The organism is Flavobacterium sp. (assembly GCF_039595935.1).
Classification (GTDB): domain Bacteria; phylum Bacteroidota; class Bacteroidia; order Flavobacteriales; family Flavobacteriaceae; genus Flavobacterium.
Genome location: NZ_JBCNKR010000006.1, coordinates 1,221,284 through 1,245,837, shown reverse-complemented (window position 1 = coordinate 1,245,837; position 24,554 = coordinate 1,221,284). Strand labels below are relative to the sequence as shown.

At 33.6% G+C, this 24,554-nt stretch carries 25 protein-coding genes, 1 pseudogene and 1 riboswitch; of the genes and pseudogenes, 15 read left to right on the top strand and 11 right to left on the bottom strand.

Annotated features, from left to right (window positions below; all coding sequences use genetic code 11):
• The first annotated feature begins 40 nt into the window (after positions 1-40).
• Both rpsB and tsf read left to right on the top strand, forming a co-directional pair.
• Positions 41-811, top strand: a complete 771-nt coding sequence (rpsB, locus tag ABDW27_RS15230) for a 30S ribosomal protein S2 (protein WP_008466790.1) — start codon at positions 41-43, stop codon at positions 809-811.
• Between the two features lie 140 nt (positions 812-951).
• Positions 952-1,914 carry a translation elongation factor Ts gene (gene tsf, locus ABDW27_RS15225; protein WP_073413567.1) on the top strand — a complete coding sequence of 321 codons (963 nt, stop codon included), beginning with the start codon at positions 952-954 and terminating at the stop codon, positions 1,912-1,914.
• A gap of 63 nt (positions 1,915-1,977) precedes the next feature.
• Here tsf and ABDW27_RS15220 read toward each other — a convergent pair whose 3' ends face one another.
• Positions 1,978-4,041, bottom strand: coding sequence for a M3 family metallopeptidase (locus tag ABDW27_RS15220; RefSeq protein WP_343696677.1), 2,064 nt, complete (start codon positions 4,039-4,041; stop codon positions 1,978-1,980).
• 147 nt (positions 4,042-4,188) lie between these two features.
• Here ABDW27_RS15220 and ABDW27_RS15215 point away from each other — a divergent pair, with 147 nt between their 5' ends.
• From ABDW27_RS15215 to ABDW27_RS15165, 11 genes and pseudogenes are all read left to right on the top strand, one after another.
• Complete coding sequence (locus ABDW27_RS15215; RefSeq protein WP_343696676.1) at positions 4,189-4,854, top strand: queuosine precursor transporter; 666 nt, start codon at positions 4,189-4,191, stop codon at positions 4,852-4,854.
• Positions 4,855-4,869: 15 nt separating this feature from the next.
• Positions 4,870-5,430 (top strand): DNA-3-methyladenine glycosylase I, encoded by a 561-nt coding sequence (locus ABDW27_RS15210; RefSeq protein WP_343696675.1) that lies wholly within the window; start codon positions 4,870-4,872, stop codon positions 5,428-5,430.
• 98 nt (positions 5,431-5,528) lie between these two features.
• Positions 5,529-5,625: riboswitch (TPP riboswitch) on the top strand.
• Between the two features lie 68 nt (positions 5,626-5,693).
• Entirely contained in the window at positions 5,694-5,900 is a 207-nt protein-coding gene (thiS, locus tag ABDW27_RS15205; RefSeq protein WP_073412727.1) for a sulfur carrier protein ThiS, read from the top strand.
• A gap of 115 nt (positions 5,901-6,015) precedes the next feature.
• A complete protein-coding gene (gene thiC / locus ABDW27_RS15200; protein ID WP_343696674.1) occupies positions 6,016-7,839 on the top strand; it encodes a phosphomethylpyrimidine synthase ThiC in 1,824 nt (607 codons plus the stop codon).
• Positions 7,840-7,912: 73 nt separating this feature from the next.
• Entirely contained in the window at positions 7,913-8,518 is a 606-nt protein-coding gene (locus ABDW27_RS15195; protein ID WP_343696673.1) for a thiamine phosphate synthase, read from the top strand.
• On the top strand, positions 8,485-9,225 hold the full coding sequence (locus tag ABDW27_RS15190) for a hydroxymethylpyrimidine/phosphomethylpyrimidine kinase (RefSeq protein ID WP_343696672.1): 741 nt from the start codon (positions 8,485-8,487) through the stop codon (positions 9,223-9,225). The genes ABDW27_RS15195 and ABDW27_RS15190 overlap by 34 nt, the downstream gene beginning before the upstream one ends.
• Positions 9,218-9,856 carry a thiamine phosphate synthase gene (locus tag ABDW27_RS15185; protein ID WP_343696671.1) on the top strand — a complete coding sequence of 213 codons (639 nt, stop codon included), beginning with the start codon at positions 9,218-9,220 and terminating at the stop codon, positions 9,854-9,856. The genes ABDW27_RS15190 and ABDW27_RS15185 overlap by 8 nt, the downstream gene beginning before the upstream one ends.
• Positions 9,837-10,613, top strand: a complete 777-nt coding sequence (locus ABDW27_RS15180; protein WP_343696670.1) for a thiazole synthase — start codon at positions 9,837-9,839, stop codon at positions 10,611-10,613. The genes ABDW27_RS15185 and ABDW27_RS15180 overlap by 20 nt, the downstream gene beginning before the upstream one ends.
• 244 nt (positions 10,614-10,857) lie before the next feature.
• Positions 10,858-11,139: pseudogene (locus ABDW27_RS15175) on the top strand (GxxExxY protein); the annotation flags it as partial.
• A gap of 85 nt (positions 11,140-11,224) precedes the next feature.
• Positions 11,225-12,352, top strand: a complete 1,128-nt coding sequence (thiH, locus tag ABDW27_RS15170) for a 2-iminoacetate synthase ThiH (RefSeq protein ID WP_343696669.1) — start codon at positions 11,225-11,227, stop codon at positions 12,350-12,352.
• Between the two features lie 93 nt (positions 12,353-12,445).
• Positions 12,446-13,156 carry a HesA/MoeB/ThiF family protein gene (locus ABDW27_RS15165; protein WP_343696668.1) on the top strand — a complete coding sequence of 237 codons (711 nt, stop codon included), beginning with the start codon at positions 12,446-12,448 and terminating at the stop codon, positions 13,154-13,156.
• On the opposite strand, the gene ABDW27_RS15160 is transcribed toward ABDW27_RS15165, so the two are convergent.
• The 4 genes from ABDW27_RS15160 to ABDW27_RS15145 all read right to left on the bottom strand — a co-directional run bounded on the left by ABDW27_RS15160 (position 13,153) and on the right by ABDW27_RS15145 (position 16,065).
• Positions 13,153-13,947, bottom strand: coding sequence for an MOSC N-terminal beta barrel domain-containing protein (locus ABDW27_RS15160; RefSeq protein ID WP_343696667.1), 795 nt, complete (start codon positions 13,945-13,947; stop codon positions 13,153-13,155). The genes ABDW27_RS15165 and ABDW27_RS15160 overlap by 4 nt on opposite strands.
• A 1-nt stretch (position 13,948) precedes the next feature.
• Complete coding sequence (gene aat, locus ABDW27_RS15155; RefSeq protein ID WP_343696666.1) at positions 13,949-14,587, bottom strand: leucyl/phenylalanyl-tRNA--protein transferase; 639 nt, start codon at positions 14,585-14,587, stop codon at positions 13,949-13,951.
• 198 nt (positions 14,588-14,785) lie between these two features.
• A complete protein-coding gene (locus ABDW27_RS15150; protein WP_057121274.1) occupies positions 14,786-15,157 on the bottom strand; it encodes a DUF3127 domain-containing protein in 372 nt (123 codons plus the stop codon).
• A gap of 32 nt (positions 15,158-15,189) precedes the next feature.
• Positions 15,190-16,065, bottom strand: coding sequence for a flavin reductase family protein (locus ABDW27_RS15145; RefSeq protein ID WP_343696665.1), 876 nt, complete (start codon positions 16,063-16,065; stop codon positions 15,190-15,192).
• Positions 16,066-16,225: 160 nt separating this feature from the next.
• Between ABDW27_RS15145 and ABDW27_RS15140 the strand changes: the two genes are divergently transcribed.
• Positions 16,226-17,380, top strand: a complete 1,155-nt coding sequence (locus ABDW27_RS15140; protein ID WP_343696664.1) for a HAMP domain-containing sensor histidine kinase — start codon at positions 16,226-16,228, stop codon at positions 17,378-17,380.
• A 62-nt stretch (positions 17,381-17,442) separates the two neighbouring features.
• On the opposite strand, the gene ABDW27_RS15135 is transcribed toward ABDW27_RS15140, so the two are convergent.
• Complete coding sequence (locus ABDW27_RS15135; protein ID WP_343696663.1) at positions 17,443-17,832, bottom strand: HIT family protein; 390 nt, start codon at positions 17,830-17,832, stop codon at positions 17,443-17,445.
• A 75-nt stretch (positions 17,833-17,907) separates the two neighbouring features.
• Positions 17,908-18,384, bottom strand: coding sequence for a transcription elongation factor GreA (gene greA / locus ABDW27_RS15130; protein WP_073412755.1), 477 nt, complete (start codon positions 18,382-18,384; stop codon positions 17,908-17,910).
• A 155-nt stretch (positions 18,385-18,539) separates the two neighbouring features.
• On the opposite strand from greA, the gene ABDW27_RS15125 reads away from it, so the two are divergent.
• Positions 18,540-18,953, top strand: a complete 414-nt coding sequence (locus ABDW27_RS15125) for a hypothetical protein (RefSeq protein WP_343696662.1) — start codon at positions 18,540-18,542, stop codon at positions 18,951-18,953.
• A 42-nt stretch (positions 18,954-18,995) separates the two neighbouring features.
• Here the strand turns inward: ABDW27_RS15125 and ABDW27_RS15120 are convergent, their stop codons facing one another.
• The 4 genes from ABDW27_RS15120 to pnuC form a co-directional block, all read right to left on the bottom strand.
• Positions 18,996-21,146: a TonB-dependent receptor gene (locus tag ABDW27_RS15120; protein WP_343696661.1), complete on the bottom strand. Its 2,151-nt coding sequence runs from the start codon at positions 21,144-21,146 to the stop codon at positions 18,996-18,998.
• Positions 21,147-21,430: 284 nt separating this feature from the next.
• Positions 21,431-21,835: an alternative ribosome rescue aminoacyl-tRNA hydrolase ArfB gene (gene arfB, locus ABDW27_RS15115; protein ID WP_343696660.1), complete on the bottom strand. Its 405-nt coding sequence runs from the start codon at positions 21,833-21,835 to the stop codon at positions 21,431-21,433.
• Positions 21,835-23,949 (bottom strand): DUF4301 family protein, encoded by a 2,115-nt coding sequence (locus ABDW27_RS15110; protein ID WP_343696659.1) that lies wholly within the window; start codon positions 23,947-23,949, stop codon positions 21,835-21,837. The genes arfB and ABDW27_RS15110 overlap by 1 nt, the downstream gene beginning before the upstream one ends.
• On the bottom strand, positions 23,910-24,533 hold the full coding sequence (gene pnuC, locus ABDW27_RS15105) for a nicotinamide riboside transporter PnuC (RefSeq protein WP_343696658.1): 624 nt from the start codon (positions 24,531-24,533) through the stop codon (positions 23,910-23,912). Before pnuC ends, ABDW27_RS15110 begins: the two co-directional genes overlap by 40 nt.
• Positions 24,534-24,554 lie beyond the last annotated feature (21 nt).

Below are 24,554 nucleotides of genomic sequence, written 5' to 3'. Positions count from 1 at the left end.
TCACACATTGCTAATCAACAGAACGTAAACTAGTACAAAAATGGCAAACAAAATAGAAGTAAAAGAATTACTAGAAGCAGGTGTTCACTTCGGACACATGACTAGAAAATGGGATCCAAACATGGCTCCTTACATTTATATGGAGCGTAATGGTATTCACATTATCAATCTATATAAAACTGCAGCTAAAATTGAAGAAGCTAACGAAGCTTTGAAAAAAATCGCTGCATCAGGTAGAAAAATCTTATTCGTAGCTACCAAAAAACAAGCAAAAGACATCGTTGCTGATAAAGCAAAAGCTGCAAACATGCCTTACATCACTGAAAGATGGCCAGGTGGTATGTTGACTAACTTCGTAACTATCAGAAAGGCAGTTAAAAAAATGTCTTCTATCGATAAAATGAAGAAAGATGGTACTTTCAACACTTTATCTAAAAAAGAGCGTTTACAAGTTGATCGTCTTCGTGCTAAATTAGAGAAAAACTTAGGTTCAATTGCTGATATGTCTAGACTACCTGCAGCATTGTTCGTAGTAGATATCAAAGCTGAACACATCGCAATAAAAGAAGCTCAAAAATTAAACATTCCAGTTTTCGCAATGGTTGATACGAATTCTGACCCAAGAGAGGTTGATTACGTGATTCCTGCAAATGATGACGCTTCTAAATCAATTGACAAAATTTTATCTTTAGTGACTACTGCAGTAATCGAAGGTCTTTCTGACAGAGGTGCTGAGAAAGAAGTTGAAGCTGCTGAAGAAGCTCCTGCTGTTGAAGCTGAAGCTGCTCCTGCAACTGAAACTGAAGAATAAATCAAAATTTAAATTCCAAATTTTAAATTCCAAAATCCAAATACAAAATTAAAAACGTTATGTTGATAATTTATTAAAATTGGAGTTTGGGATTTAAAAGATGGAATTTTTTACTTTTAACATTAAAAATTCAAAATATTATGTCAACAATTACTGCTGCAGACGTAAATAAATTAAGACAATCTACAGGTGCCGGAATGATGGACTGTAAAAAAGCTTTAGTTGAAGCTGAAGGAGATTTCGACAAAGCGATACAAATCCTTAGAGAAAAAGGACAAAAAGTTGCTGCTAACCGTTCTGACCGTGAGTCTGCTGAAGGAGCTGCTGTTTCTTTTATCAATGCTGACAACACTAAAGGAGCTATCATCACTTTAAACTGCGAAACTGACTTCGTAGGTAAAAACGAAGCTTTCGTTGCTTTAGCTAAAGATTTAGTAGAAAGAGCTATCAACTTCTCTACAAAAGAAGAATTATTAGCTTCTGATTTCAACGGAATCACTGTTGCTGAGAAATTAATCGAGCAAACTGGTGTTATCGGTGAAAAAATCGAAATCGGTGGTTTTGAAATTTTAGAAGGTGCTTACGTTGGATCTTATGTTCACGTTAATAAAATTGCTGCTTTAACTGCAATTTCTGCTCCAGTTGCAAACGCTGAAGCTTTAACAAAAGACATCTCTATGCAAGTTGCTTCTATGGGAGCTGATACTTTATCTTACAAAGATTTTGATCCTGCTTTCGTTGAATCTGAACTTGCTGCTCGTATTGCTGTAATCGAAAAAGACAATGAAGAAGCAAAACGTTTAGGAAAAACTTTGAAAAATGTTCCTAAATACATCTCTTTCTCTCAATTAACTCCTGAAGTTATCAAACAAGCTGAAGAAGATGCTAAAGCTGAATTAAAAGCTGAAGGTAAACCAGAGCAAATCTGGGACAAAATCCTTCCAGGAAAAGTTCAACGTTTCATTTCTGACAACACTACTTTAGATCAGGAAAAAGCTTTACTTGATCAAAACTTCATCAAAGATGATAGTAAAAAAGTTGGTGATTACGTAAAAGGATTCAATGTTGAAATTACAGGTTTCAAAAGAGTTACTTTAGGTTAATATATTATTTTTTCAATATTAAAAAGCCCGAATATGTATTTATTCGGGCTTTTTTTATTCTTATTAGTTTTCGACTGGAAAATTTCTCGCACGCATCAAAGCATCTGATTTTGGAGCATGTCCCCTAAAATCTTCATACATTTTTTCATTATCTACAGTATTTCCAACGCTTAAAACTGTTTTTAAAAGACGTTCGGCAACTTTTTTATCATAAGGTCCGTTTCCTTCTAAAAATGCTTCATAAGCATCTGCATTAATCACATCTGCCCATAAATAACTGTAATATCCAGCAGCATAACCATCACTAGAAAAAATATGCGCAAATTGTGGAATTCTATGTCGCATTACGATTTCTGAAGGCATATTGATTTCTTCTAAAACCTGCTTTTCAAATTTATGCGGATTAATTGTTTCTGTTGTTAAATGCAGTTTCATATCTACAAAAGAACTCGAAATGGTTTCAACAGTTGCAAAACCTTCATTAAAATTAGCAGCTTTATCTATTCTTTCGACTAATGACTGCGACAAAGGCTGATTGGTTTTATAATGCAGTGCAAACTTGTTTAACACCTCCGGAGTGGCAAGCCAGTGTTCCAGTAATTGTGACGGAAATTCTACATAATCTCTTGCCACCGAAGTTCCCGAAAGACTTGGGTAAGTAACATTAGAACACAAACCATGAAGCGCATGCCCAAACTCGTGAAATAAGGTCGTAGCATCATCCCACGAAATTAAAACCGGTTCATCAGCATTCCCTTTGATAAAATTGCAATTATTAGAAACGATTGGAAGGACGTTTCCGTTTATTTTCTGTTGATCTCTGTGCGAATTCATCCATGCCCCAGAGCGTTTCCCAACGCGTGCGTATGGATCAAAATACCACAAACCAATAGGTTTCCCTGTATTTTTATTACTAACTTCCCAAACCCGAACATCCTGATGATAAACCGGAACATCAAATAATTGCTTGAAATCTAAATCAAACAACTCACCTGCTGTCCAGAACATTCCTTCTCGAAGATTTTCCAGCTGTAAATATTGTTTTATTTCATTCTGGTCCAGATCATATTTGGCTTTTCGAACTTTTTCGGCATAGTAACGGTAATCCCAAGGCTGAATTTTAAAATTTTCACCCTCCTGCTCTACCATTTCCTGCATAGCTTTTACATCATTTTTTACTTTTTCTACGGCAGGTTTCCAAACCGACTCCATTAAATCTAATGTTCTCTGCGGATCTTTCGCCATTTTGTTAGACAAACTCCACTCGGCAAAATTCTTAAATCCCAATATTTTTGCCTTTTCCGCTCTTAATTGCAAGATAGAAACAAGTGTGCTATTCGTATCATTTTCATTTCCATTATCCCCTCTTTTTACAAAAATATCGAAAGCTTTTTCTCTTAAATTTCTCTTATTAGAAAAAGTCAAAAAAGGTTCAATCGAAGACCTTGTATTTCCTATACATGCCAAAACTGAAAGATTTCTTTCTTTGGCTTCAGCAATTGCAGCGTTTTTAAATTCTTCCGGCAAACCATCTAAATCCTCTTCTGTTTTTAATTCTAAATACTGTCCGTTTTCTTCAGCCAGTAATTTTTGACTGAAAAGCGTAAAAAGCCCAGCTAGCTGCTGATTGATTCCTGCAACCCTCTTTTTTTCTTCTTCTTTTAATTCTGCTCCCTCGCGAACAAAATCTGTGTAATAAAGCCAGAGAACACGCTGCTGCTCATCGGTTAACTTTTTACTTTCGCCAGATTTGTATAATTTTTCAATTCTCAAAAACAACTTTTCGTTTTGATATAACTGATCACTGATTTCGGCTAGTTTTGGCGACATTTCTGTGTCTACAGCATTAAACTCTGCACCGCTTAAATTCGATCTGTAAATTCCATAAACGGCATGAATGCGATCTAATTTCTCACCTGAAAGTTCTAAAGCTTTAATTGTATTGTCAAAAGTAGGTTCTGCAGGATTATTTGCTATAACCTGAATCTCATCTAGTTTTTCCTGAATAGCAAATTCAATCGCTGGCTTAAAATCAGAAATTCTATATTTTGTAAAATCCGGAACTCCTCCATAAGGTCCTGACCATTCCAGAAGCAGCGGATTATCTAAATCAATTTGTTTTTTCATAATAAAGTATATTAATTTCTATCGGGTTTTTCAACAACGACTGAATCCCAAAATTAACCAATCAAAAGCAAACTTCAAATCAACAACTATCTATTTCGATGATTTGAAGAAATAGCTTAAATTTGAAACATCATTAACCAAAATAAGATGTTTAAAACCCGAAAAGAAATTGTTTTTGTAATCCTGGCAGGAATATTTATAACGAATGCCGTTGTGGCTGAGCTTATTGGAGGAAAATTAATCCAGATTGGACCTTTTGTAATGAGTATAGGAATTTTGCCCTGGCCCATTGTTTTTCTAACCACAGATTTAATCAACGAATATTTTGGTGAAAAAGGCGTAAAAAAACTTTCGTTTATTACAGCATGCTTAATTGCATACGCTTTCCTGATTTTATTTATGGCCATTGTAATACCCGCCGCAAAAGGAATCAGCCCGGTTAATGACCAACAGTTTGAGGCTGTTTTTGGGCAAAGTATGTGGATTATCGTAGGAAGTATAATTGCTTTTATGGTTTCGCAGTTAATTGATGTTAGTGTTTTTTGGTTTTTCAGAAACCGCACCGGACATAAAAAAATATGGCTGAGAACAACCGGATCTACTGTTATATCACAATTGTTTGATTCTTTTATAGTTTTGGGAATTGCATTCTGGCTTCCCGGAAAAATTGATTTTAAAACTTTTATTTCTTCCGGTTTAGTTGGATATACTTTTAAATTATCAATTGCTATTGTACTTACGCCTGCGATTTATTTAGGTCATCATTTAATTAAAAAATATTTAGACGAGGATCCTGCTAATAAATCATCCTAAATTAATCTTTGACTAATGGAACCAATAAGATGCGGCTGGTGTGCTGCCAGCGATTTATATAAAAAGTATCATGACGAAGAATGGGGTAAACCTGTTTACGACGATCCCACTATTTTTGAATTTTTAATTTTAGAAACCTTTCAGGCCGGACTGAGCTGGATTACGATTTTAAACAAAAGAGAAAACTTCAGAGCGGCTTTTGATAATTTTGATTATAAAAAAATGGCCAATTATTCTGAAAACAAAATCGAAGAACTGATGCAAAACACCGGCATTATCCGGAATAGCTTAAAAATTAAATCTGCTGTTACAAACGCTCAGGCCTTTATGAAAGTTCAGGAAGAATTTGGAACTTTCTCTGATTATATCTGGAATTTCACAGGAGGAAAACCTATTATCAACAATCCAAAAACTTTAAAAGACGTTCCGGCGACAACGCCAATTTCTGATGCAATTAGCAAAGATTTAAAAAAACGAGGTTTCAAATTTGTCGGTTCAACCGTTATATACGCTCACATGCAGGCCACCGGAATGGTCAACGATCATATCGAAGACTGCTTTACGCGAAAAAAATAGTTTCCAGTCACAGTCCTAGTTTTCAGTGCTAGTTTTCAGTTTTTTTTAACTTGAAACCTGAAACTTTAAACTTTCAAACTAAATTTTATTACATTTGCTTCACACTTTAGGGGTGTCTGCAACATGCAGGCTGAGATTTTACCCTCTGAACCTGATCTAGTTCATACTAGCGTAGGGAAAAGTAAGATGACTTCTTAAGCGCATTTCTATGCGTGAATTGCAGCCATTCCTAATGTGTATCTATACACTAAACTTGAAAAGGAATGGAACTAAAAATCAATCAACAAACTAAAAAATTCAATGCTGAATCGCTAAGCGTTCAATCATTGCTCGATCTCGAAATTCCGCACAAGCAAAACGGAATCGCCGTTGCTGTCAACAATACCGTTGTTCCAAAAACTAAATGGAACGAATTCTTTGTACAAGAAACCGACGAAATTTTGATTATTTCTGCTACACAGGGAGGATAGAATTTAAATTCCAAAAAATAAATTCCAAATTGCCAATCATGCGTAGACGCACAGCAGTACGTCTCTACGATTCACATTTTACATTTTACAAATCACATTTTACAATATACAAGCTATGACAACCGAAGAACAAATATCCAGAACTCCATTTCCAAATTCTAAAAAGGTTTATATCGATGGAGAAATTCATCCTATAAAAGTAGCCATGCGCGAAATTACTTTAAGTGATACCAAACTTTCGAATGGTGGAATTGAGAAGAATCCTCCCGTAACGGTTTATGACACTTCTGGCCCTTACACCGATCCAAATATCGAAATTGATATTAGAAAAGGATTACCACGCTTACGCGAAAGTTGGATTTTAGACCGAAATGATGTTGAAATTTTAGATGAAATCACTTCAGATTATGGTCAAAGCCGATTGAAAGACGAAAGTTTAAATCATCTTCGTTTTGAATATTTACATCAGCCAAAACGTGCTAAAAAGGGCGCCAACGTAACACAATTATATTACGCTAAACAAGGCATTATTACTCCAGAAATGGAATATATATCTATTCGTGAAAATCAGCGAATTGAACTTTTAAACGAACAAACCAAAGCAATGCAATGCCAGCACAGCGGAAATAGCTTTGGCGCGAATACTCCGAAAAATAAAATTACACCGGAATTCGTACGTTCTGAAGTTGCTGCAGGACGAGCAATAATTCCAAACAACATTAATCACCCAGAAAGCGAACCGATGATTGTGGGTCGTAATTTCCTGGTAAAAATAAATGCTAATATCGGAAACAGCGCTGTGACTTCGAGCATTGAAGAAGAAGTTGAAAAAGCAGTTTGGGCTTGTCGCTGGGGAGCTGATACCATAATGGATTTGTCTACAGGAAAAAACATCCATGAAACCAGAGAATGGATTATTAGAAATTCTCCTGTTCCAATCGGGACTGTTCCGATTTATCAGGCATTAGAAAAAGTAAAAGGAATTGCCGAAGATTTGACTTGGGAAATTTTCCGTGATACATTAATCGAACAAGCAGAACAAGGTGTTTCTTATTTTACAATTCATGCTGGAGTTTTACTTCGTTACATTCATTTAACTGCAAATCGCGTAACAGGAATTGTTTCGCGAGGTGGATCGATTATGGCTAAATGGTGTTTATTTCATCATAAAGAAAACTTTTTATACACTCATTTTGAGGAAATCTGCGAAATCATGAAACAATATGATGTGGCCTTTTCTCTTGGAGATGGTTTACGTCCAGGGTCTATTGCAGACGCGAATGATGCTGCACAATTTGCCGAATTAGAAACTTTAGGCGAATTGACAAAAATTGCCTGGAAACACGACGTTCAGGTTTTTATTGAAGGTCCTGGACACGTGCCAATGCACATGATTAAAGAAAACATGGACAAACAATTGGAACATTGTCATGAAGCACCTTTTTATACTTTAGGCCCTTTAACTACTGATATTGCGCCGGGTTATGACCATATTACTTCGGCGATTGGCGCCGCAATGATTGGCTGGTACGGCTGTGCAATGTTGTGTTATGTTACGCCAAAAGAACACCTTGGTTTACCAAATAAAAAAGATGTAAAAGACGGCGTGATCACCTATAAAATTTCAGCTCATGCTGCCGATTTGGCAAAAGGTCATCCAGGAGCGCAATATCGTGATAATGCGTTGAGTAAAGCCCGCTTTGAATTCCGTTGGGAAGATCAATTTAATTTGGCTTTAGATCCTGATACAGCAAGAGAATTTCACGATGAAACACTTCCTGCTGATGGCGCAAAAGTGGCGCATTTCTGCTCGATGTGCGGGCCAAAATTCTGTTCTATGAAAATATCTCAGGAAATCAGGGATGTCGCGGCGGCTGAAAAAGGAATGCAGGAGAAATCAGAAGAGTTTATCGAACAAGGGAAAGAGATTTATATATAGTGAAATGAGATTTGTAAAATGTGAGATGTATAATTTTCACATTTTACATCTCACAAAAAACATTTTATAAATTATGATTGTGATTACAAATCCTTCCCAAGTTAAAAATGAAATAAATATTCTTCATTCTTTATTTGAAGAAGGATTGTCTTTGCTTCATATTCGGAAACCTGATTTTTCAGAAGCAGAAATGGCTCAGTTTATTGATCAGATAAAACTAGAATTTCGAAACAAACTGGTTTTGCACAATCACCTTCATTTAGCAGAAAATTTGGGCATTGACCGATTTCATTTTTCTGAAAAAGAGAGAAAAAATAATCCTGCAAAGTTTTCAAAACCTTATAGGTTTAAATACGAATCAATTTCTACATCAACACATTCTATTGAAGATTTTAACTCGATAGAAGATGAATTTGATTATGCATTCTTAAGTCCGGTTTTTAAAAGTATTTCAAAAGAAAATTATCATCCCAAAAATGATCTGTTTCAAGCAGTAAAATTCAGAACAAATTATAAAACAAAAATGGTCGCTTTGGGCGGAATTGATTCAAATAATATTCAAAAAACACTTGAAAATGGTTTTGATGATGCCGCTCTTTTAGGAACAATTTGGAACAATGAAAATCCATTAAAAGAATTCAAATTATGTCAGCAAATCGCCCTTTCGTACTTACAATAGCAGGTTTAGACCCGTCTGGTGGTGCCGGTATTTTGTCCGACATCAAAACATTTGAACAGCATAAAGTCACTGGTTTTGCTATTTCAACAGCAAATACAATTCAAACCGAAAATCAATTTTATGAAATTCAGTGGACAGATTTGAGTTTTGTTATTCGTTCTATCGAAACGTTATTTCTAAACTATAAAATCAGTGCAATAAAAATTGGAATTGTTTCTTCTTTACATGATTTAAACCGAATTATTTCGACCATAAAACTGCTTTCCCCGTCAACAAAAATTGTTTGGGATCCGGTTTTGAAATCGACAACTCAATTTGATTTTTTAAATATTGAAACTCATTCAGATCTAAATAAAATACTCCCAAAAATCGATTTAATTACTCCCAATTATCATGAAGCAGAAATATTATTTCCTGGTTTTATTTCTAAAGAAAACGAATTTTCAACTAACATTCTGCTGAAAGGCGGACATAACGAAAAGGCTTTGGGAACAGATCGTTTATTTCTAAAAAATGAAATTTTAGAGCTCCTGCCTTCTGATAAAAAATGCTTTGAAAAACATGGTTCAGGCTGTGTACTTTCGTCTGCAATTGCTTCCAATTTAGCTTTAAATCAAACGATAAAAGAAGCCTGCAAAAATGCTAAAACTTATATCGAAAATTACCTGAGTTCAACTTCAACTTTAATCGGACATCATTATGTATAGTAAACTTCAATATATCTCGCAGGGCGAAACAATCGAAAAACAACTGCACAATATTCATCAGGCACTTGACTCCGGATGTAATTGGGTGCAAATGCGATTTAAAAACCAAACCACAAAAGACACTTTTGCTTTAGCCGAAGTCGTAAAACCTTTATGCGAAAAATATACTGCAAATTTTATTGTAAATGACGACATATACCTCGCCAGGCAAATAGATGCTGATGGCGTTCATTTAGGCTTAACTGATACTAAAATTGATGAAGCCAGAGCTTTTTTAGGTACATCAAAAGTTATTGGCGGAACTGCAAATACATTCGAAGACATTGAAAATCATGTAAAAAATGGCTGTGATTATATTGGTTTAGGACCTTTTCGCTTTACAACGACAAAAGAAAAATTAAGTCCAATTTTAGGCTTATCAGGGTATTTTAATATTCTTCAAAAAATTAAAAAAAATAAAATCGAGATTCCGGTTTATGCTATCGGCGGTATTACTTTAAAAGATGTTAGTCCGTTAATGGAAACCGGAATTCACGGAATTGCACTTTCTGGTATCATCACCGAAAGCGATGAAAGAGAAAAATTAATTCAACAATTAAACGAAAAATTATATGCAGACATCATTGTTTAATATTGGCGATAAGAGCTTTAAATCCCGATTATTTCTCGGAACGGGAAAATTTGGTTCGAATGAAGAAATGGAACAGGCAATTTTAGCTTCTGAAAGCGAATTGGTTACGGTCGCACTTAAACGCATTGATCTTGAAACAGATACTGAAGCTATTTTATCTCATTTAAAACATCCTAACTTAAATTTATTGCCCAATACATCTGGAGCAAGAAATGCTAAAGAAGCTGTTTTTGCAGCGCAGCTGGCTCGAGAAGCATTAGAAACCAATTGGGTAAAATTAGAAATTCATCCTGATCCAAAATATTTAATGCCCGATCCGATTGAAACTTTAAAAGCAACAGAAGAGTTGGCAAAATTAGGTTTTATTGTACTTCCTTACATTCACGCCGATCCTGTTTTGTGCAAGCATTTAGAAAGTGCAGGAACATCTGCAGTTATGCCTTTAGGTTCTCCAATAGGAAGCAATAAAGGTTTGAAAACAATTGATTTTTTAGAAATTATAATTGAACAAAGTAATGTTCCGGTTATTGTTGATGCGGGAATCGGAGCGCCTTCTGATGCGGCAAAAGCTATGGAAATTGGTGCGGATGCTGTTTTAGTGAATACCGCAATAGCTGTTGCGGGAAATCCGAAATTAATGGCCGAAGCTTTTAAAGAAACTGTAATGGCAGGAAGAAAGGCTTTTGAAGCCAAAGTTGCAAATCAACAAAATCATGCTTCGGCTTCTAGTCCCTTGACTTCATTTCTTTATGAATAAAGTTTTATTTCACGCAGATTTTGCAGATTTAGGCAGATTAAAATTGATTTTAATTTATTCTTTATCTGTAAAATTTCGTGAAAACGATTTATGCAAAAAAAGAAAGAAAATTCTTTAATTTTGAAATTTAATTAAAACTCAAAATTAATGACTGAAAATGAAATATCGTATATAGTTCGAGGAGCTATTTTATAAAGTATATAATAATTTAGGGCCTGGATTATTTGAGTCTGTTTATGAAAGTGCATTGTTTTATGAGCTAGAAAAATTAGAACTAAAGGTTAAAAAGCAAGTAGAAATTATTATTAATTATGAAGAAATAATATTAGATGCTGCTTTTAGGCTTGATTTGTTAGTTGAAGATAAAGTTATAATTGAACTAAAATCTGTTGAAGAATTAGCACCAATACATTATAAACAAATTGCAACCTATCTCCGACTAACTAATATAAAATTAGGTTTACTTGTGAACTTTAATACCCTTAACATCTTAAATGATATAAAAAGAGTTGCAAATAAAATATAAATAAAGAATAAAGAATATCAACAAATAAAAATCAATTTTAATCTGCCTAAATCTGCAAAATCTGCGTGAAATAAAAACAATCTAAATGAAAACATTCAAATCAATTTTTGAGCAATATAATTGGGATACTATTCAATCCAAAATATACCAAACCACATCAAAAGATGTCGAGAGAACTTTAGCAAAAACCAAATACAATCTCGATGATTTTTTGATTTTGATTTCGCCTATTGCACAAAATTATTTAGAACAAATGGCACAAAAATGCCATGAAATCACCAAAAAACGTTTCGGGAAAACTATCCAGATGTATGCACCGCTTTATTTAAGCAATGAATGTCAAAACATCTGTACATATTGCGGATTTAGTCTTGACAATAAAATCAAACGAAAAACCTTGACTGATGCAGAAATAAAACTAGAAGTTGAAGCTTTAAAAAATACTGGTTTTGATCATGTTTTATTGGTTACAGGCGAAGCGAATTATACTGTAAATATTAATTATTTCCTGAATGCTATTAATTTAATTAAAAACGATTTTTCTATTATTTCAGTTGAAGTTCAGCCACTTTCTAGAGAAGATTACGAACGTTTGCATAACGCCGGAGTATATTCGGTTTTAGTTTATCAGGAAACATACCATCAGGAAGTTTACAAAAAATATCATACCAAAGGTAAAAAATCAAACTTTGATTATCGATTGGAAACTCCCGACAGAATTGGCTCAGCGGGAATTCATAAAATTGGTTTGGGGGTTTTACTAGGTTTAGAAGACTGGCGAACCGACAGTTTTTTCAACGCTTTGCATTTAGATTATCTTCAGAAAAAATACTGGCAGACAAAATATTCCGTTTCATTTCCGCGTCTTCGCCCGGCTGAAGGTATTATTGAACCCAATTTTATTATGGATGATAAAGATCTAACACAGCTTATTTGTGCTTATCGTATATGGAATGAAGATTTAGAAATTTCTATTTCAACGAGAGAGAATGAAAAATTCAGAAACAATATTATTCCAATTGGCGTTACGAGTATGAGTGCCGGTTCTAAAACAAATCCGGGCGGTTATGTCGTAGATCCGCAGTCTTTGGAACAATTCGAAATCAGCGATGAACGCTCTGCAGATGAAATTTCAAAAATCATAAAAAATGCAGGCTATGAACCTGTTTGGAAAGATTGGAGCAAAAGCTTTATTTCAGATTTTAGAGTTTAGATTTCAGATTTTTTTATCTGCTTTTCCTCAATCTAAAATTATAAACTCCAGATCAAATCTAAAATCAACAATCTAAAATCTAAAATTCCAGAAATGAGTATCATAAAAGAATTCCTTCGCTATAACAGACAAACTATTCTTCCGGAAATTGGTGATGAAGGACAGGAAAAACTAAAAAAAGCCCGCGTTTTAGTTATTGGAGCAGGCGGTTTGGGCTGCCCTATTTTACAATACATCGCAACTGCAGGAGTTGGTTTTATTGGAATCATGGATTTTGACACTATTGAAATTCATAATCTTCACAGACAGATTTTGTATACTGAAAATGAAATAGGAAAACAAAAATCGATTGTAGCAAAAGAAGTCGTTTCAAAACTAAATCCGCTTATTGAAGCTGTTGCCATCAATGAAAAACTAACTGTTGAAAATGCTTCAAAGATTATTCAGCAATACGACATTATTGTAGATGGCTCTGATAATTTTTCTACACGTTATTTAGTAAATGATACTTGTGTTGCGCTTCAAAAACCTTTAGTTTACGGAAGCATATTAAAATTTGAAGGACAAATAGCGGTTTTTAATCATAACGGAAGTAAAAACCTTAGAGATTTGTTTCCAGAAATGCCAGACCCCAAAGATGTTCCGAATTGTAATTTGAATGGTGTTTTAGGAACTCTGCCAGGAATAATTGGAAATATGATGGCACACGAAACGCTTAAATTAATTTTAGAATTGCCTACTCTTAAAAACGAATTAATTCTTTACAATACGCTAAACTGGAATTTTACAAAACTTAATTTCTAAAAAACAAGCGTATCTCCAACCTTAATGTTTCCAGAATTTAAACTCACGATATTAGTTCCAAACAAAACCGAATTGTCTACGTTTCTGTATGTACTCAGCGTTTTTAGAGGTTCTTTTTTTAAGCGGCCGTTTTCAGGATCATTATTAACCATAACGCATCTTCCACAAGGTTTTACGTTTTTAAACTGGACTCCTCCTATTTCAAAAGTCTTAAAATCATCTTCTTCATGAGGATTTTTGGTACTTACGACAATGTTTGGACGAAATCTTTTTATGGTAATTTTTTCATCCAATTTATCATTCAAAAAATCCAGGCTTTTCGAGCCAATTAATAAATAAGGATAACCATCTGCCAGGCTTACATTGAAAGTTTCTTTCAATCTTGAACTTTCATGTTTACGGTCTCCGTTTTTTATAATTTTAACCAGTTTACATTCAAAACCTAAATGTTCAGTGAACCATTTTGAAGTTTCTTGATTTACCTCAACAACTTCACTTTTATCATCCCAAACATTTACTTTTATTGGGTTTTCCAAATGTTCATCGATAGAAAATTCATGTTTTTGATCCTGAAAAGTTATGCTGATTTTTCCATCTGAGATTTGCGGATAAAACTGACTCATCATGCGATGTTCTCTTTGGGTGAGCATTTGGTTTTCAGCATCAATGAGCATCCATCTGCGATCATTTTCAAATCCCATTTCTTCTGCAAAAGCAGATTGACAGCTGATTCCTGCCAGACTTTTTATCGGGTAAATATAAATTTCCTTTACAACGTAAACTGTGCTCATTTTATTTACTTTTTAAAATAGACATAAACTCATCACGGTCAATTTCACGACAGCCCAAACTATCTAAATGTGGATTGTAAACCTGGCAATCTAATAATTTATAGTTCTCTTTTTTTAAATGATTTACCAAATGTATAAACCCTGCTTTTGATGCATTTGATACTTTAGAAAACATACTTTCTCCACAAAAAACATGTCCCAAATCGACGCCATATAACCCTCCTACCAAAACCTCATCCTGCCAAACCTCAACTGATTTTGCAATTCCCTGATTGTGGAGTTCGCAATACGATTCGATCATTTCGTCAGAAATCCATGTTCCGTCCTGACCATCGCGCAGTATTTGCTGGCAATTTAAAATTACATCTTTAAAACGGGTATTGAAAGTAACTGTAAAAATATTTCGATTGAGAATATTACGCATGCTTTTCGAAACATTTAATTCGTCAAGAAATAAAACCATACGAGGATCCGGCGCCCACCAAAGAATAGATTCGCCTTCGTTAAACCATGGAAAAATTCCGTTGTTGTAAGCTAATTTCAGCCTTTCCGGACTCAAATCACCTCCAACTGCCAAAATACCTTCGTCATCGGCTTCTGTTACTGGCGGAAAATATAAATTATCGAATATAAAATACATCGTAAATAATCATTTTTTGAAATTCCAAATTCCAAAATTTCTCAATCTTGGAGAATCTTTGTCAAAGTTTTAAACTTTGACAAAAATATGTTTTGCTGCAAGGACAAACTTTATGCCTGAGCTTAAGACAAAAAATTCCAAATCCCAAATCAAATAAATGAATTGGAATTTGGAATTTATAATTTGAATTTTAAACTCTTAGAACGGTAAATCGTCTGGTTCGTCTTCGTTTAAATTTGTAGCTGGAGCAAAAGCTTCTGCTGCCGGCACTGAAGGCGTCTGAGCAGGTCCTTCCGGAGCTAATCTTTCGATTCTCCAACCTTGAATACTATTAAAATATCTTGTTTCTCCTTGCGGATTAACCCATTCTCTTCCTCTTAAATTGATAGAAACTTTTACTGCCTCTCCTTGTTTATAGCTGCTCAATAAATCGCATTTATCTTGTGTAAATTCGATTAAAATGTGCTGCGGATACTGCTCATCTGTAGTTACTACTAATTCTCTTTTTTTGAATGAAGCACTAACTTGCTGCTCAGGATTAACGACTTTTACTTTTCCTATAACTTCCATCTTCGTCTATAATTAATTATTTGTTTCTATTCTTATTTTTTAGCTAAAAGCACTTTCCAGGCCGATTCGACATCATCTTTATTGAGATATTTTTTGGCCTCTAAGTGGATTTTTTCCTGATCATCTGAGCTTAAAACTCCTTTTACAGAAAAATTTTCTTTCACAAATATACTAACTTCTTCTGTTGTAGGCAAGGCTTCGATATTACCTAATTTGCCTAAATCATTTCCATCAAAAACATTGCTTTCTTTGGCAAAATTTGGAATTGCATCTACTCCAACGCCTAAAGTTGTCAGTGGTTTTGGCACTTCAAAAAGTCCTTCCTTTGATCTTGAATACCAATTTGCCCCTAATCTCGAAACTAAATCTATTTTGTGTTGATCGATCGCTCCATTTTCATCCAAAATAGCTTCGTGAATGTGTATTTTTACAACTTCACACAAAATTAAATTTCCTGCTCCGCCTTCTGTTCCTAACGGAATAATCTGCGTTACTTTGCATTCAAACTGTACAGGAGATTCCTTTACCCGATACGGTTTTACAAAATCTGACGGAACCTGGGTTAAACCGGCTTTTATAAATTCATTTACTCCTTCGCCATATTCTGTACTTGCCAATGAAGTCTGCTGTACGATATCATAATTAACAACATTAATTACAACTTCTTTTGTGGCTTCGGCATTAATCAAAGTATGTTTTACCGTATTGTCGCGAACACGTCTTGAGGGTGAAAAAACCAAAATTGGCGGATTAGCACTAAAAACATTAAAGAAGCTGAAAGGTGATAAATTTGGAATTCCTTTTTCGCTGATTGTACTTGCAAATGCTATCGGTCTTGGGCCGACTGCACTTTGAAGATAACCCTGCAGTTTTGCTGTTGCTATCTCTTTTGGATTGATGCTAATCATAATTTTTCTGTTTAACCGAACCTCATTTCGGTCATACAAAAATATAGAAATCGCTGAATTCAGGAAATAGTTTTAGAAGATTAAAACAAAAAATCTTTTATAACGGCTTAAAATATAAAATGTGTTTATTTCGTTATATTTATACCTCAAAAATTAATTTATGCGTTTTTCTGAAAGTAGAAATACATCTCGCTGGGTCATAATTCTTATTTCCTTTTCTATCATTACTTTGATTCTTTGGAATACTTATACTTTTTTCCAAATTTTCAAAAATGAACAGCGTTTAAAAATGAATCTTTGGGCAAATGCACAAAAGAAAATCGTCAATTCAGATGAAAATACTGATCTGGATTTACCTCTTGAAATTATAAACAACAATACTTCTGTTCCGGTAATGCTTGTGATGTATGACAAAATTATAAATTCTGTAAATGTTCCGGATCATATTATTAATGACAAAAAAGAATCAATTGCTTTTTTAAACAATTTGAAAAGTGAAAATGATCCGATTATAATTGAATATGCTCCGGGAAAATTTCAACAAATGTATTACGGAAATTCGGCTTTGCTTAATAAGCTTAAATACTATCCTGTTGCTTTATTGCTGATTATATTTTTGTGTGGTGCTTTGATTTATAATTTTTACAAAAGCACCAAAATGGCAACCCAAAATAAATTGTGGGCCGGAATGGCAAAGGAAACAGCACATCAAATCGGAACTCCTTTATCTTCGTTAATCGGCTGGGTCGAAATTTTAAAAACAGAAGAAATTGATCCCTCTATAACTTTAGAAATTGAAAAAGATATAGAACGATTGCAGACTATTACAGATCGTTTCTCTAAAATTGGTTCTGTTCCTGTTTTAGAACCTCATAACATTGTTACTGAAACTCTGAATACTTACGAATATCTGCAATCTCGTTTTTCTAAACAGGTTACTTTTTCGTATAAAATTCCAGAACAGCTTGTTTTTGCTTTAATTAATCCTACGCTTCACAGCTGGACTATCGAAAATTTAGTCAAAAATGCGATTGACGCCATGAAAGGAAAAGGAAGCTTAGAACTTCAGATTGAGCAGGATTCGCATCATGTAAAAATAAATGTGAAGGATTCCGGAAGCGGCATTTCTAAAAAACAATTTAAAACTATTTTTGAACCCGGCTTTACAACCAAAAAACGCGGCTGGGGATTGGGACTTTCTTTAACGAAACGAATTGTCGAAGAGTACCACAACGGAAATATTAAGGTTCTTCATTCTGAAATTGGAAAAGGAACTACTTTTCAAATCAGCTATAAAATTGTTGATCCTGCTTAAAATTTCTGCATAAAAAAACACCAACTCAAGTTTTGAATTGGTGTTTTTATTTTTTTTATCTCTTAAAGATTAGACTGAATATCTTTTGCTAAAGATTCAAATTCTTCTTTTGTCAATGAAACTTTGTTTTGAAAACGCATTTCATCCATGTGGTTTAAAGGAATCAAATGTACATGTGCATGAGGAACTTCAAGACCTACAACTGCAATTCCGATTCTTTTGCAAGGAACTGTTTTTTCAAGAGCTGCAGCAATCTTTTTTGAGAATTTCATCAAACCCAGATACAGTTCTTCATCCATATCAAAAATCTTATCGATTTCTTGTTTCGGAATACAAAGCGTGTGTCCCTTAGCGTTTGGATTTACATCTAAAAATGCTAAAAAATTCTCATCTTCAGCAATTTTATATGCCGGAATTTCTCCGTTTACTATTTTAGTAAATATTGAACTCATGATTTATTCGTTTATTTGTTTAATCGTTTAATCGATTTAACGGTTAAACAATTAACCGATTAAACTATAGAAAATTTACTCTCTTGTTATTTCAAGAATTTCAAATTTTAAAGTTCCGTTAGGTACTGTAATTTCTGCAACTTCACCAACAGATTTTCCTAGTAATCCTTTACCAATAGGAGATGTTACCGAAATTTTTCCAGTTTTCAAATCGGCTTCACTTTCTGCAACAAGTGTATATTTCATTTCCATTCCGTTGCTTTGGTTTTTAATCTTTACATTAGAAAGAACCAAAACTTTAGAAACATCTAATTGCGATTCGTCAATTAATCTTGCGTTTGCATAAACCTCTTCAAGTTTAGCAATTCTCATTTCTAATAAACCCTGCGCTTCTTTTGCAGCATCATATTCGGCATTTTCAGACAAATCGCCTTTATCTCTTGCGTCTGCTATATCTTGAGATGCCTTTGGACGCATTACACTCTTTAAATGCTCCAATTCATCTTTTAACTTTTTTAACCCTTCAGCGGTGTAATAAGATACTTTACTCATAACTTCATCGTTTACATAAATAGAAAAAATCCCATCGGGACGGGATTTTGTATTACAAATATACTATTATTTTTAATAGTACATAATTATATGTTAATCATATAAAAATCAAATCTAAATAAATTATTTTTGTTTAACTAATTCTTATTAAAATAATGAAAAAATTCTGGCTCTTAATCCTCGTAGTTTCTGTTTTTTTCTCTTGTGGAGACGGTGAACGCAGTAATAACAATCCTTACATTCCTAATTACAATGTTAATTTGTCTGTAGATATGAATCTGCCGGCTTATTCTAATTTAAAATTTGTAAGTAACGGCGTTATTGTTCCTAATTACGGAGCTAAGGGAATTATTATTTTTAATGCAGGAAACACCTATAATGCTTATGATGCTGCCTGCCCAAATCAGGAAATAAGCTCTTGCGTGGCAATGACTGTTGATGGTATAAATGCGGTTTGTTCTTGCGATAAAACTTCTTATAGTTTATTTACCGGACTGGGAAATAAAGAATATCCTTTAAAACAATATCGAGTACAAGTAACCGGAACTGTGATTCACGTTTACAATTAAAATAAAAAAGCCTGAAAGTTTAAATTTTCAGGCTTTTTTATTTTAGAATTTTAATGTTAATCCGGCTAAGAAATTAATTCCTGCCTGCGGATAATAGTATGGATAAATATCCCACATAGCTCCGTTTGAAACATATTTTTTATCCAGAATATTATTTACCAAACCAGTTATCATAATTGATTTGAAAATCGATTTTGGTTTAATTTCAAAAGAAACATTCAAATCGTTTACAAAATAATCAGCCAGTTTTGCTTCTGGCAATTCGATATTGTTCATGTATTGTTCGCCAACATATTTCTGTAATAATGAAATATGTAAACTCTTAATTGGGCTGTACACGATTATATTTCCTGCAATAACTTCCGGAGAATATGCAATTTTTGTTGTTCCGTAGTTTTGTCCTTCACCAGCCAGATCAACATTTTTATTACTGCTTAATGTAAAGTTTGGTCGAAGTATGAGTTTTTCTGAAAGCGAAATCGTCGCATCAACTTCAAACCCTAAACGGTAACTTTTATCAGTATTAGAACGAATTGGTGCACCAACATCATCTAATCTTCCCGTTAAAATAAGCTGGTCTTTATAGCCCATGTAATAGAAGTTAGAATTCAATTGAAATTTCTCTGAATTAAATCTCCAGCCTAATTCAAAATCATTTAATTTTTCAGGTTTTACATTTCCGCCTTCATAATCGGTTCTGTTTGGCTCACGATTCGCACGGGCGTACGAGAAATAAAGTGTGTTTTTTTGATTGATTTCGAAGTTTAAACCCGCTTTTGGATTAAAGAAATTAAACGTATCGTCTACCAAACCTGTTTCCGGACTGTTTGCTTTATATTCGACTCTTCTGTATTGTAAATCTCCGTAGAAACTCAATTTCTCGGTTAACTGATAATTTGCTTTTGCGAAAATATTCCCATCTGTTTTGGTTGAAAAATCATCGTAATAATGATCTCCCAGTTCAGATTGTGATGCATATCTTGCCCAAATTACTTTTCCGTAATGATCGCCTTCGTATTTATTCCAGCCTCCACCGAAAATCACATCTAGTTTTTCTTCTTTATATTTTAAAGAAAAAGTGGTTCCGTAGAAATCATTATCTAACCATTTCTGACGGACTAAATCAGTTGTAGTAATCGCTCCAACCGGATTTAAATTATAATCGGCCATATCGGCATCTTCTTTATAATTTTCGTAGTATCCTTTTCCTTTTGTATAATGAAAAGCTAAATTAGAACTCCATTTATCAGACCATGATTCACTCCAGTGTAACTGATAATGATCTTGCTGATAATTATCTGTTTCATTATCGTAAAAACGTACATTTCCTGCTTCGTCTGTGTACATCCCGGCAGAATTAAAAGTACGGTCTGAATTTAGAGTTTCTGCATCAATTCCGTTCCATGATTGGTATGTTTTTTCGGTTCCGCCAAAAACCAAAGCTTTGATTAAAGTCGTTTTTCCAACATAAGTTCCTTGTAAAAAATACGATTTCAAATCTGAGCTGGCACGATCCACATAACCATCAGATTTAATTGTTGAAAGACGTCCTGCCAATTCAAAATGATCATTTAGCAAACCAGTACTAAATTTTACTGTTTCTTTTTGAGAATTAAAACTTCCAAATGAACCTGAAACTTCTCCAGTTGGTTTAGACGCATAACTATCAGTAAGCATATTTAAACTTGCTCCAAAAGCACCAGAACCATTTGTGGAAGTTCCTACTCCGCGTTGTAATTGCAGACTTTCTACTGATGAAGCAAAATCAGGCATATTTACCCAAAAAGTTCCCTGACTTTCAGCGTCATTATATGGAATTCCGTTTATGGTAACGTTTACCCTTGTAGCATCGCTTCCGCGGACTCTGATTCCGGTATAACCAATTCCGCCTCCAGCATCAGAAGTTGTTACTACTGATGGCAGATAGTTCATTAAAACCGGAATATCCTGACCGAGATTTCTGTATTTAATTTCTTTTTTATCCATATTACTAAAAGTAACCGGAGTTTTAGATGTAACACGAACCGCAGAAACTAAAACATCATCAAGTTGATTTACTTTAGTTGAATCCTGTTCTTGCGCAATAGAGACTAGTGTGAAGAAGAAAGAAGAAAGAAGAAAGAAATTGGATTTGTTACTCAGCTTTGCAACTTTGTAACTTTGTAACTTTGTAACTTTAAAAAGTGTTTTCATTCGTAAAAAATTACGAATAAAAGGGGGAATTATTCTTTTGTTAAATTAATAAATGTGTTTCACGACAAAGTAAAGTGTGCACGCTCGAAATTGTCGTTTTTTCCCTTAGCAACATTACTCGCTCAGGTTCTTTGGGTATGATCTCAGCTCGTTATTTAGAGCACCCCTTTGAGACAGTGCAAAGGTAATGTTAAAAAATTTAAAACTCCAAAAAAGAAATTCCAAATTCCAAAATCAATTCAGAGAAGATCTGTTTTTGGAATTTGGAATTTAAAAATTGAAATTTAATCTATATTTGGTTTTCTCCTCGATTGTTTTAAATCAGAAATATTCTTTTTGTCTTTAATTCTTTTTTTAATTACAGATTTTGGAACTTTTGTTGCTTTTCTGACTTTCGAAACGTATAATCCTTTTTTAATGATTTCTAAAAATCTTTTAGTAACAATTTCTTTGTTTTTAAGCTGACTACGGTCTTCGTCACAATTTAAAATTAGAATATTTTCAGAAGTTAAACGAGCAGAAATATTACTTTGCAATAAGAGTTTTTCTTCTTCAGATAAAGCCTGCGATGCGTTTAAATCAAAAGTTAAAACGACTTTCGACGAAACTTTATTTACATTTTGTCCTCCAGCTCCGCTACTTCTAACCGCTTTAAAACTTAACTCTGATATGATTTTCTCTACATCCATTATTGAGGCTGATGCGCCGGTTTTAATAAATCATTTACCGTTTTTACCGGATTGAAAGTAATCAACGGAACGGCAACAAAAACAGTTAACCAGTTAGACATTGATCCGTTCCATAATCCCGGAAGTTCATAGCTTTTTACTGGTCTGCCTTCAACACTTTTTTCTACAATAAAACCTGATTTTTGATCTACAAATTGTTTTAAATCAAACTTTTCTCCCTTGTAATTTTTAATTCCGCAAACTAAATCAACCGGATTAAAATGGGTCGCTTCTTCTAATATCTGAACTTGATTTTTATTTGTTAAATCAACCTGTGAGGTTTCTACAATCTGCAGAGAAATTTCACCTTTTTCATTCATTACCCAAAACGGTCCTCCGCCTGGTTCTCCTTCATTTTTCACCATTCCACAAACTCGAATTGGTCGATCCAGAAGCTCTTTAATTTTTACAATTTTATTTTCAAAAGTAAATTTATTAAAGTCTTTAGTGAGTTTAACGTTCAGTTTTTGCATTAAAAACTCCACAATTTCTGCAAGATTATTTTCTTTTATCTGCTGCTTTTCAATAGCATTTAAATAATGAAATACTTTTTGCTGTACTTCGATTAAAATTCCGCCTAAAGCTTTCTTGTATAACGTGATTTTATCAATGTGATTTTGAATTACATTGTCTATATTTTTTATAAAAATAATATCTGATTCCAGATTGTTTAAATTTTCAATTAAAGCACCGTGTCCGCCTGGTCTAAAAACCAAATTGCCATTTGTACTTCTAACAATATTGTTTTTTGTATCTACATTGATTGAATCTGTACTTTTATTTTGATAAGAATATCCTATATTAATTTTAGTTCCGGATTCTTCTTCAATTTTTTCTTTTACCTCATCAATTGCCTTTTCAAATAATTCCTGATGAATTTCTGAAACGGTAAAATGCAGATTTGAAACTTTTTTTGATGTCGCATAATGCACACATTCATTCAAATGTTCCTCAATAGGATTTGCAATATGTGTTTTATATAAATGGAAAGGTAAAACCGCTTTTGGTTTGTTTGCTGAATTATAATAATCCTGAGATAATAATAATTTTATAAAATAATAGTTCTTGTAATCTCTTTCGAGAGCATCAAAATCAGGATATATTTCTTTTAGCTTTTCATAAACTGTTTCAAAAAAAGGAAACTTATCCATGCCGATAATAAAAATGGCAAGTTCTTTATCATTTTTTCTGTTGATATAAGCATTTATAGTTTCTTTTTCTATGTCAAAATCATTTAAAAAAGCAGTCAGAAACTTGAACATTCTGGTTGCCGCACCAGAAGCAGGAACAAATTTTTTGATTTTTAATTCTTCTTTCTGATTATCAAAAAATGATGCTTTTTCTTGAAAATCAGCCTCAGATAAACTTAAAATTCCGTTGTTGATTGTTGCCGGACTTATTAAATTACTTTTTGCAATTCCGTTTTTAAATATTTCTAATTGTTTTACAATATTTTCAAACGGAATACCATGATTATAGATTTCTACAAAATCCTCAGACGATAATCCTTTTTCTTTTAAAACTGCCAAAGCATCAACAATCATTGTAGCTTTTGCCAAACGGCTTTCTTTATCTCCTGAAAGTGTTATGAAAGGCTTTTTAGTATCTATTAAAGTTTGTTTGAAGACAGAAAATACGGTTTCTCTTCCTTCTGGAGTATCTCTAATATCATCTTTTTCCCAGGGAACATCAATATCCGTTAGAAAAAACAAATCATAATTATGTTCTAATGCCGCTTCGTTTAAAAGCGGATCGCAAAAACCGTAATATACTTCAGAGAAAACTTTGGTTACCATTAAATTGGTATCGCAAAATAAATATTTATTGGCTTGGGCGAGTTTCTCATTTTCTAATGCAGTTTGCCCGTAAGCAATAGGCATCATATCATCGGCAGTACAAATATGCTGATTTTCCTCCCATTTTTGCTGTAGATAGTCGCGTGCAAATTCCGGAACCCATTCGGTTTCATAATATTCTGCAAGCTGTTTTGCTAAAGTTGTTTTACCTGTACTTTCAGGGCCAAATAAAGCAATTTTTATGATGGTTGTTTTTTGCTGTCTAAGATTTTTCTCCATTCTAAATAAGCTGAAATAGCTAAAATTGTAAAAATTAAATATTGAAGTGACAGCATCCCTAAGCCTCTATAAGCATAAAGCGGCACTACAATAATATCACCGATAATCCAAAGTGTCCAGTTTTCGATTTTTTTCCTTGCCATGTACCACATTCCTGCAAAAAAGATCCCAGACGATATCATATCGACATAATTGTCATTGTGTATTTTGTAATCGAAATATTTATAAATCCCGAAAACTACGAAAATGGTTACGAAAAACAATAAAACTCCAATTATTTTTTCATTAAAAGTTGTGCGGGTAATTGGCAGATTATCTTCTACCGTTCCTCCTTTTGCCCATACATACCAGCCATAAATACTCATAATTGAGAAATATCCATTGATAATCATATCGCCAATATAACCTGCAATGTATAAAAGATATACAGAAATTACTGTTGCAATTAAACCAGTTGGATACACCCAAATATTTTCTTTTTTAGCCAGCCAAACACTTAAAATACCAAAAACAAATACCAGAAACTCCAAAGCAATATGCCATAAGGGAGTATTTTTATAACTATTAAGAAAAAAGTCAATCATATTTGTGGTATTTACGGGCTT

Coding starts and splice junctions, on each gene's coding strand:
- ABDW27_RS15125 (WP_343696662.1), top strand. CDS start 18,540: ATGAAAAAATTCTGGCTCTTAATCCTCGTAGTTTCTGTTTTTTTCTCT.
- ABDW27_RS15220 (WP_343696677.1), bottom strand. CDS start 4,041: ATGAAAAAACAAATTGATTTAGATAATCCGCTGCTTCTGGAATGGTCA.
- greA (WP_073412755.1), bottom strand. CDS start 18,384: ATGAGTAAAGTATCTTATTACACCGCTGAAGGGTTAAAAAAGTTAAAA.
- ABDW27_RS15135 (WP_343696663.1), bottom strand. CDS start 17,832: ATGAGTTCAATATTTACTAAAATAGTAAACGGAGAAATTCCGGCATAT.
- ABDW27_RS15145 (WP_343696665.1), bottom strand. CDS start 16,065: ATGATTAGCATCAATCCAAAAGAGATAGCAACAGCAAAACTGCAGGGT.
- ABDW27_RS15195 (WP_343696673.1), top strand. CDS start 7,913: ATGATTGTGATTACAAATCCTTCCCAAGTTAAAAATGAAATAAATATT.
- ABDW27_RS15190 (WP_343696672.1), top strand. CDS start 8,485: ATGTCAGCAAATCGCCCTTTCGTACTTACAATAGCAGGTTTAGACCCG.
- aat (WP_343696666.1), bottom strand. CDS start 14,587: ATGTATTTTATATTCGATAATTTATATTTTCCGCCAGTAACAGAAGCC.
- ABDW27_RS15140 (WP_343696664.1), top strand. CDS start 16,226: ATGCGTTTTTCTGAAAGTAGAAATACATCTCGCTGGGTCATAATTCTT.
- ABDW27_RS15165 (WP_343696668.1), top strand. CDS start 12,446: ATGAGTATCATAAAAGAATTCCTTCGCTATAACAGACAAACTATTCTT.
- ABDW27_RS15210 (WP_343696675.1), top strand. CDS start 4,870: ATGGAACCAATAAGATGCGGCTGGTGTGCTGCCAGCGATTTATATAAA.
- ABDW27_RS15150 (WP_057121274.1), bottom strand. CDS start 15,157: ATGGAAGTTATAGGAAAAGTAAAAGTCGTTAATCCTGAGCAGCAAGTT.
- ABDW27_RS15110 (WP_343696659.1), bottom strand. CDS start 23,949: ATGGAGAAAAATCTTAGACAGCAAAAAACAACCATCATAAAAATTGCT.
- rpsB (WP_008466790.1), top strand. CDS start 41: ATGGCAAACAAAATAGAAGTAAAAGAATTACTAGAAGCAGGTGTTCAC.
- ABDW27_RS15215 (WP_343696676.1), top strand. CDS start 4,189: ATGTTTAAAACCCGAAAAGAAATTGTTTTTGTAATCCTGGCAGGAATA.
- ABDW27_RS15185 (WP_343696671.1), top strand. CDS start 9,218: ATGTATAGTAAACTTCAATATATCTCGCAGGGCGAAACAATCGAAAAA.
- ABDW27_RS15120 (WP_343696661.1), bottom strand. CDS start 21,146: ATGAAAACACTTTTTAAAGTTACAAAGTTACAAAGTTACAAAGTTGCA.
- ABDW27_RS15180 (WP_343696670.1), top strand. CDS start 9,837: ATGCAGACATCATTGTTTAATATTGGCGATAAGAGCTTTAAATCCCGA.
- thiH (WP_343696669.1), top strand. CDS start 11,225: ATGAAAACATTCAAATCAATTTTTGAGCAATATAATTGGGATACTATT.
- pnuC (WP_343696658.1), bottom strand. CDS start 24,533: ATGATTGACTTTTTTCTTAATAGTTATAAAAATACTCCCTTATGGCAT.
- arfB (WP_343696660.1), bottom strand. CDS start 21,835: ATGGATGTAGAGAAAATCATATCAGAGTTAAGTTTTAAAGCGGTTAGA.
- thiC (WP_343696674.1), top strand. CDS start 6,016: ATGACAACCGAAGAACAAATATCCAGAACTCCATTTCCAAATTCTAAA.
- ABDW27_RS15160 (WP_343696667.1), bottom strand. CDS start 13,947: ATGAGCACAGTTTACGTTGTAAAGGAAATTTATATTTACCCGATAAAA.
- tsf (WP_073413567.1), top strand. CDS start 952: ATGTCAACAATTACTGCTGCAGACGTAAATAAATTAAGACAATCTACA.
- thiS (WP_073412727.1), top strand. CDS start 5,694: ATGGAACTAAAAATCAATCAACAAACTAAAAAATTCAATGCTGAATCG.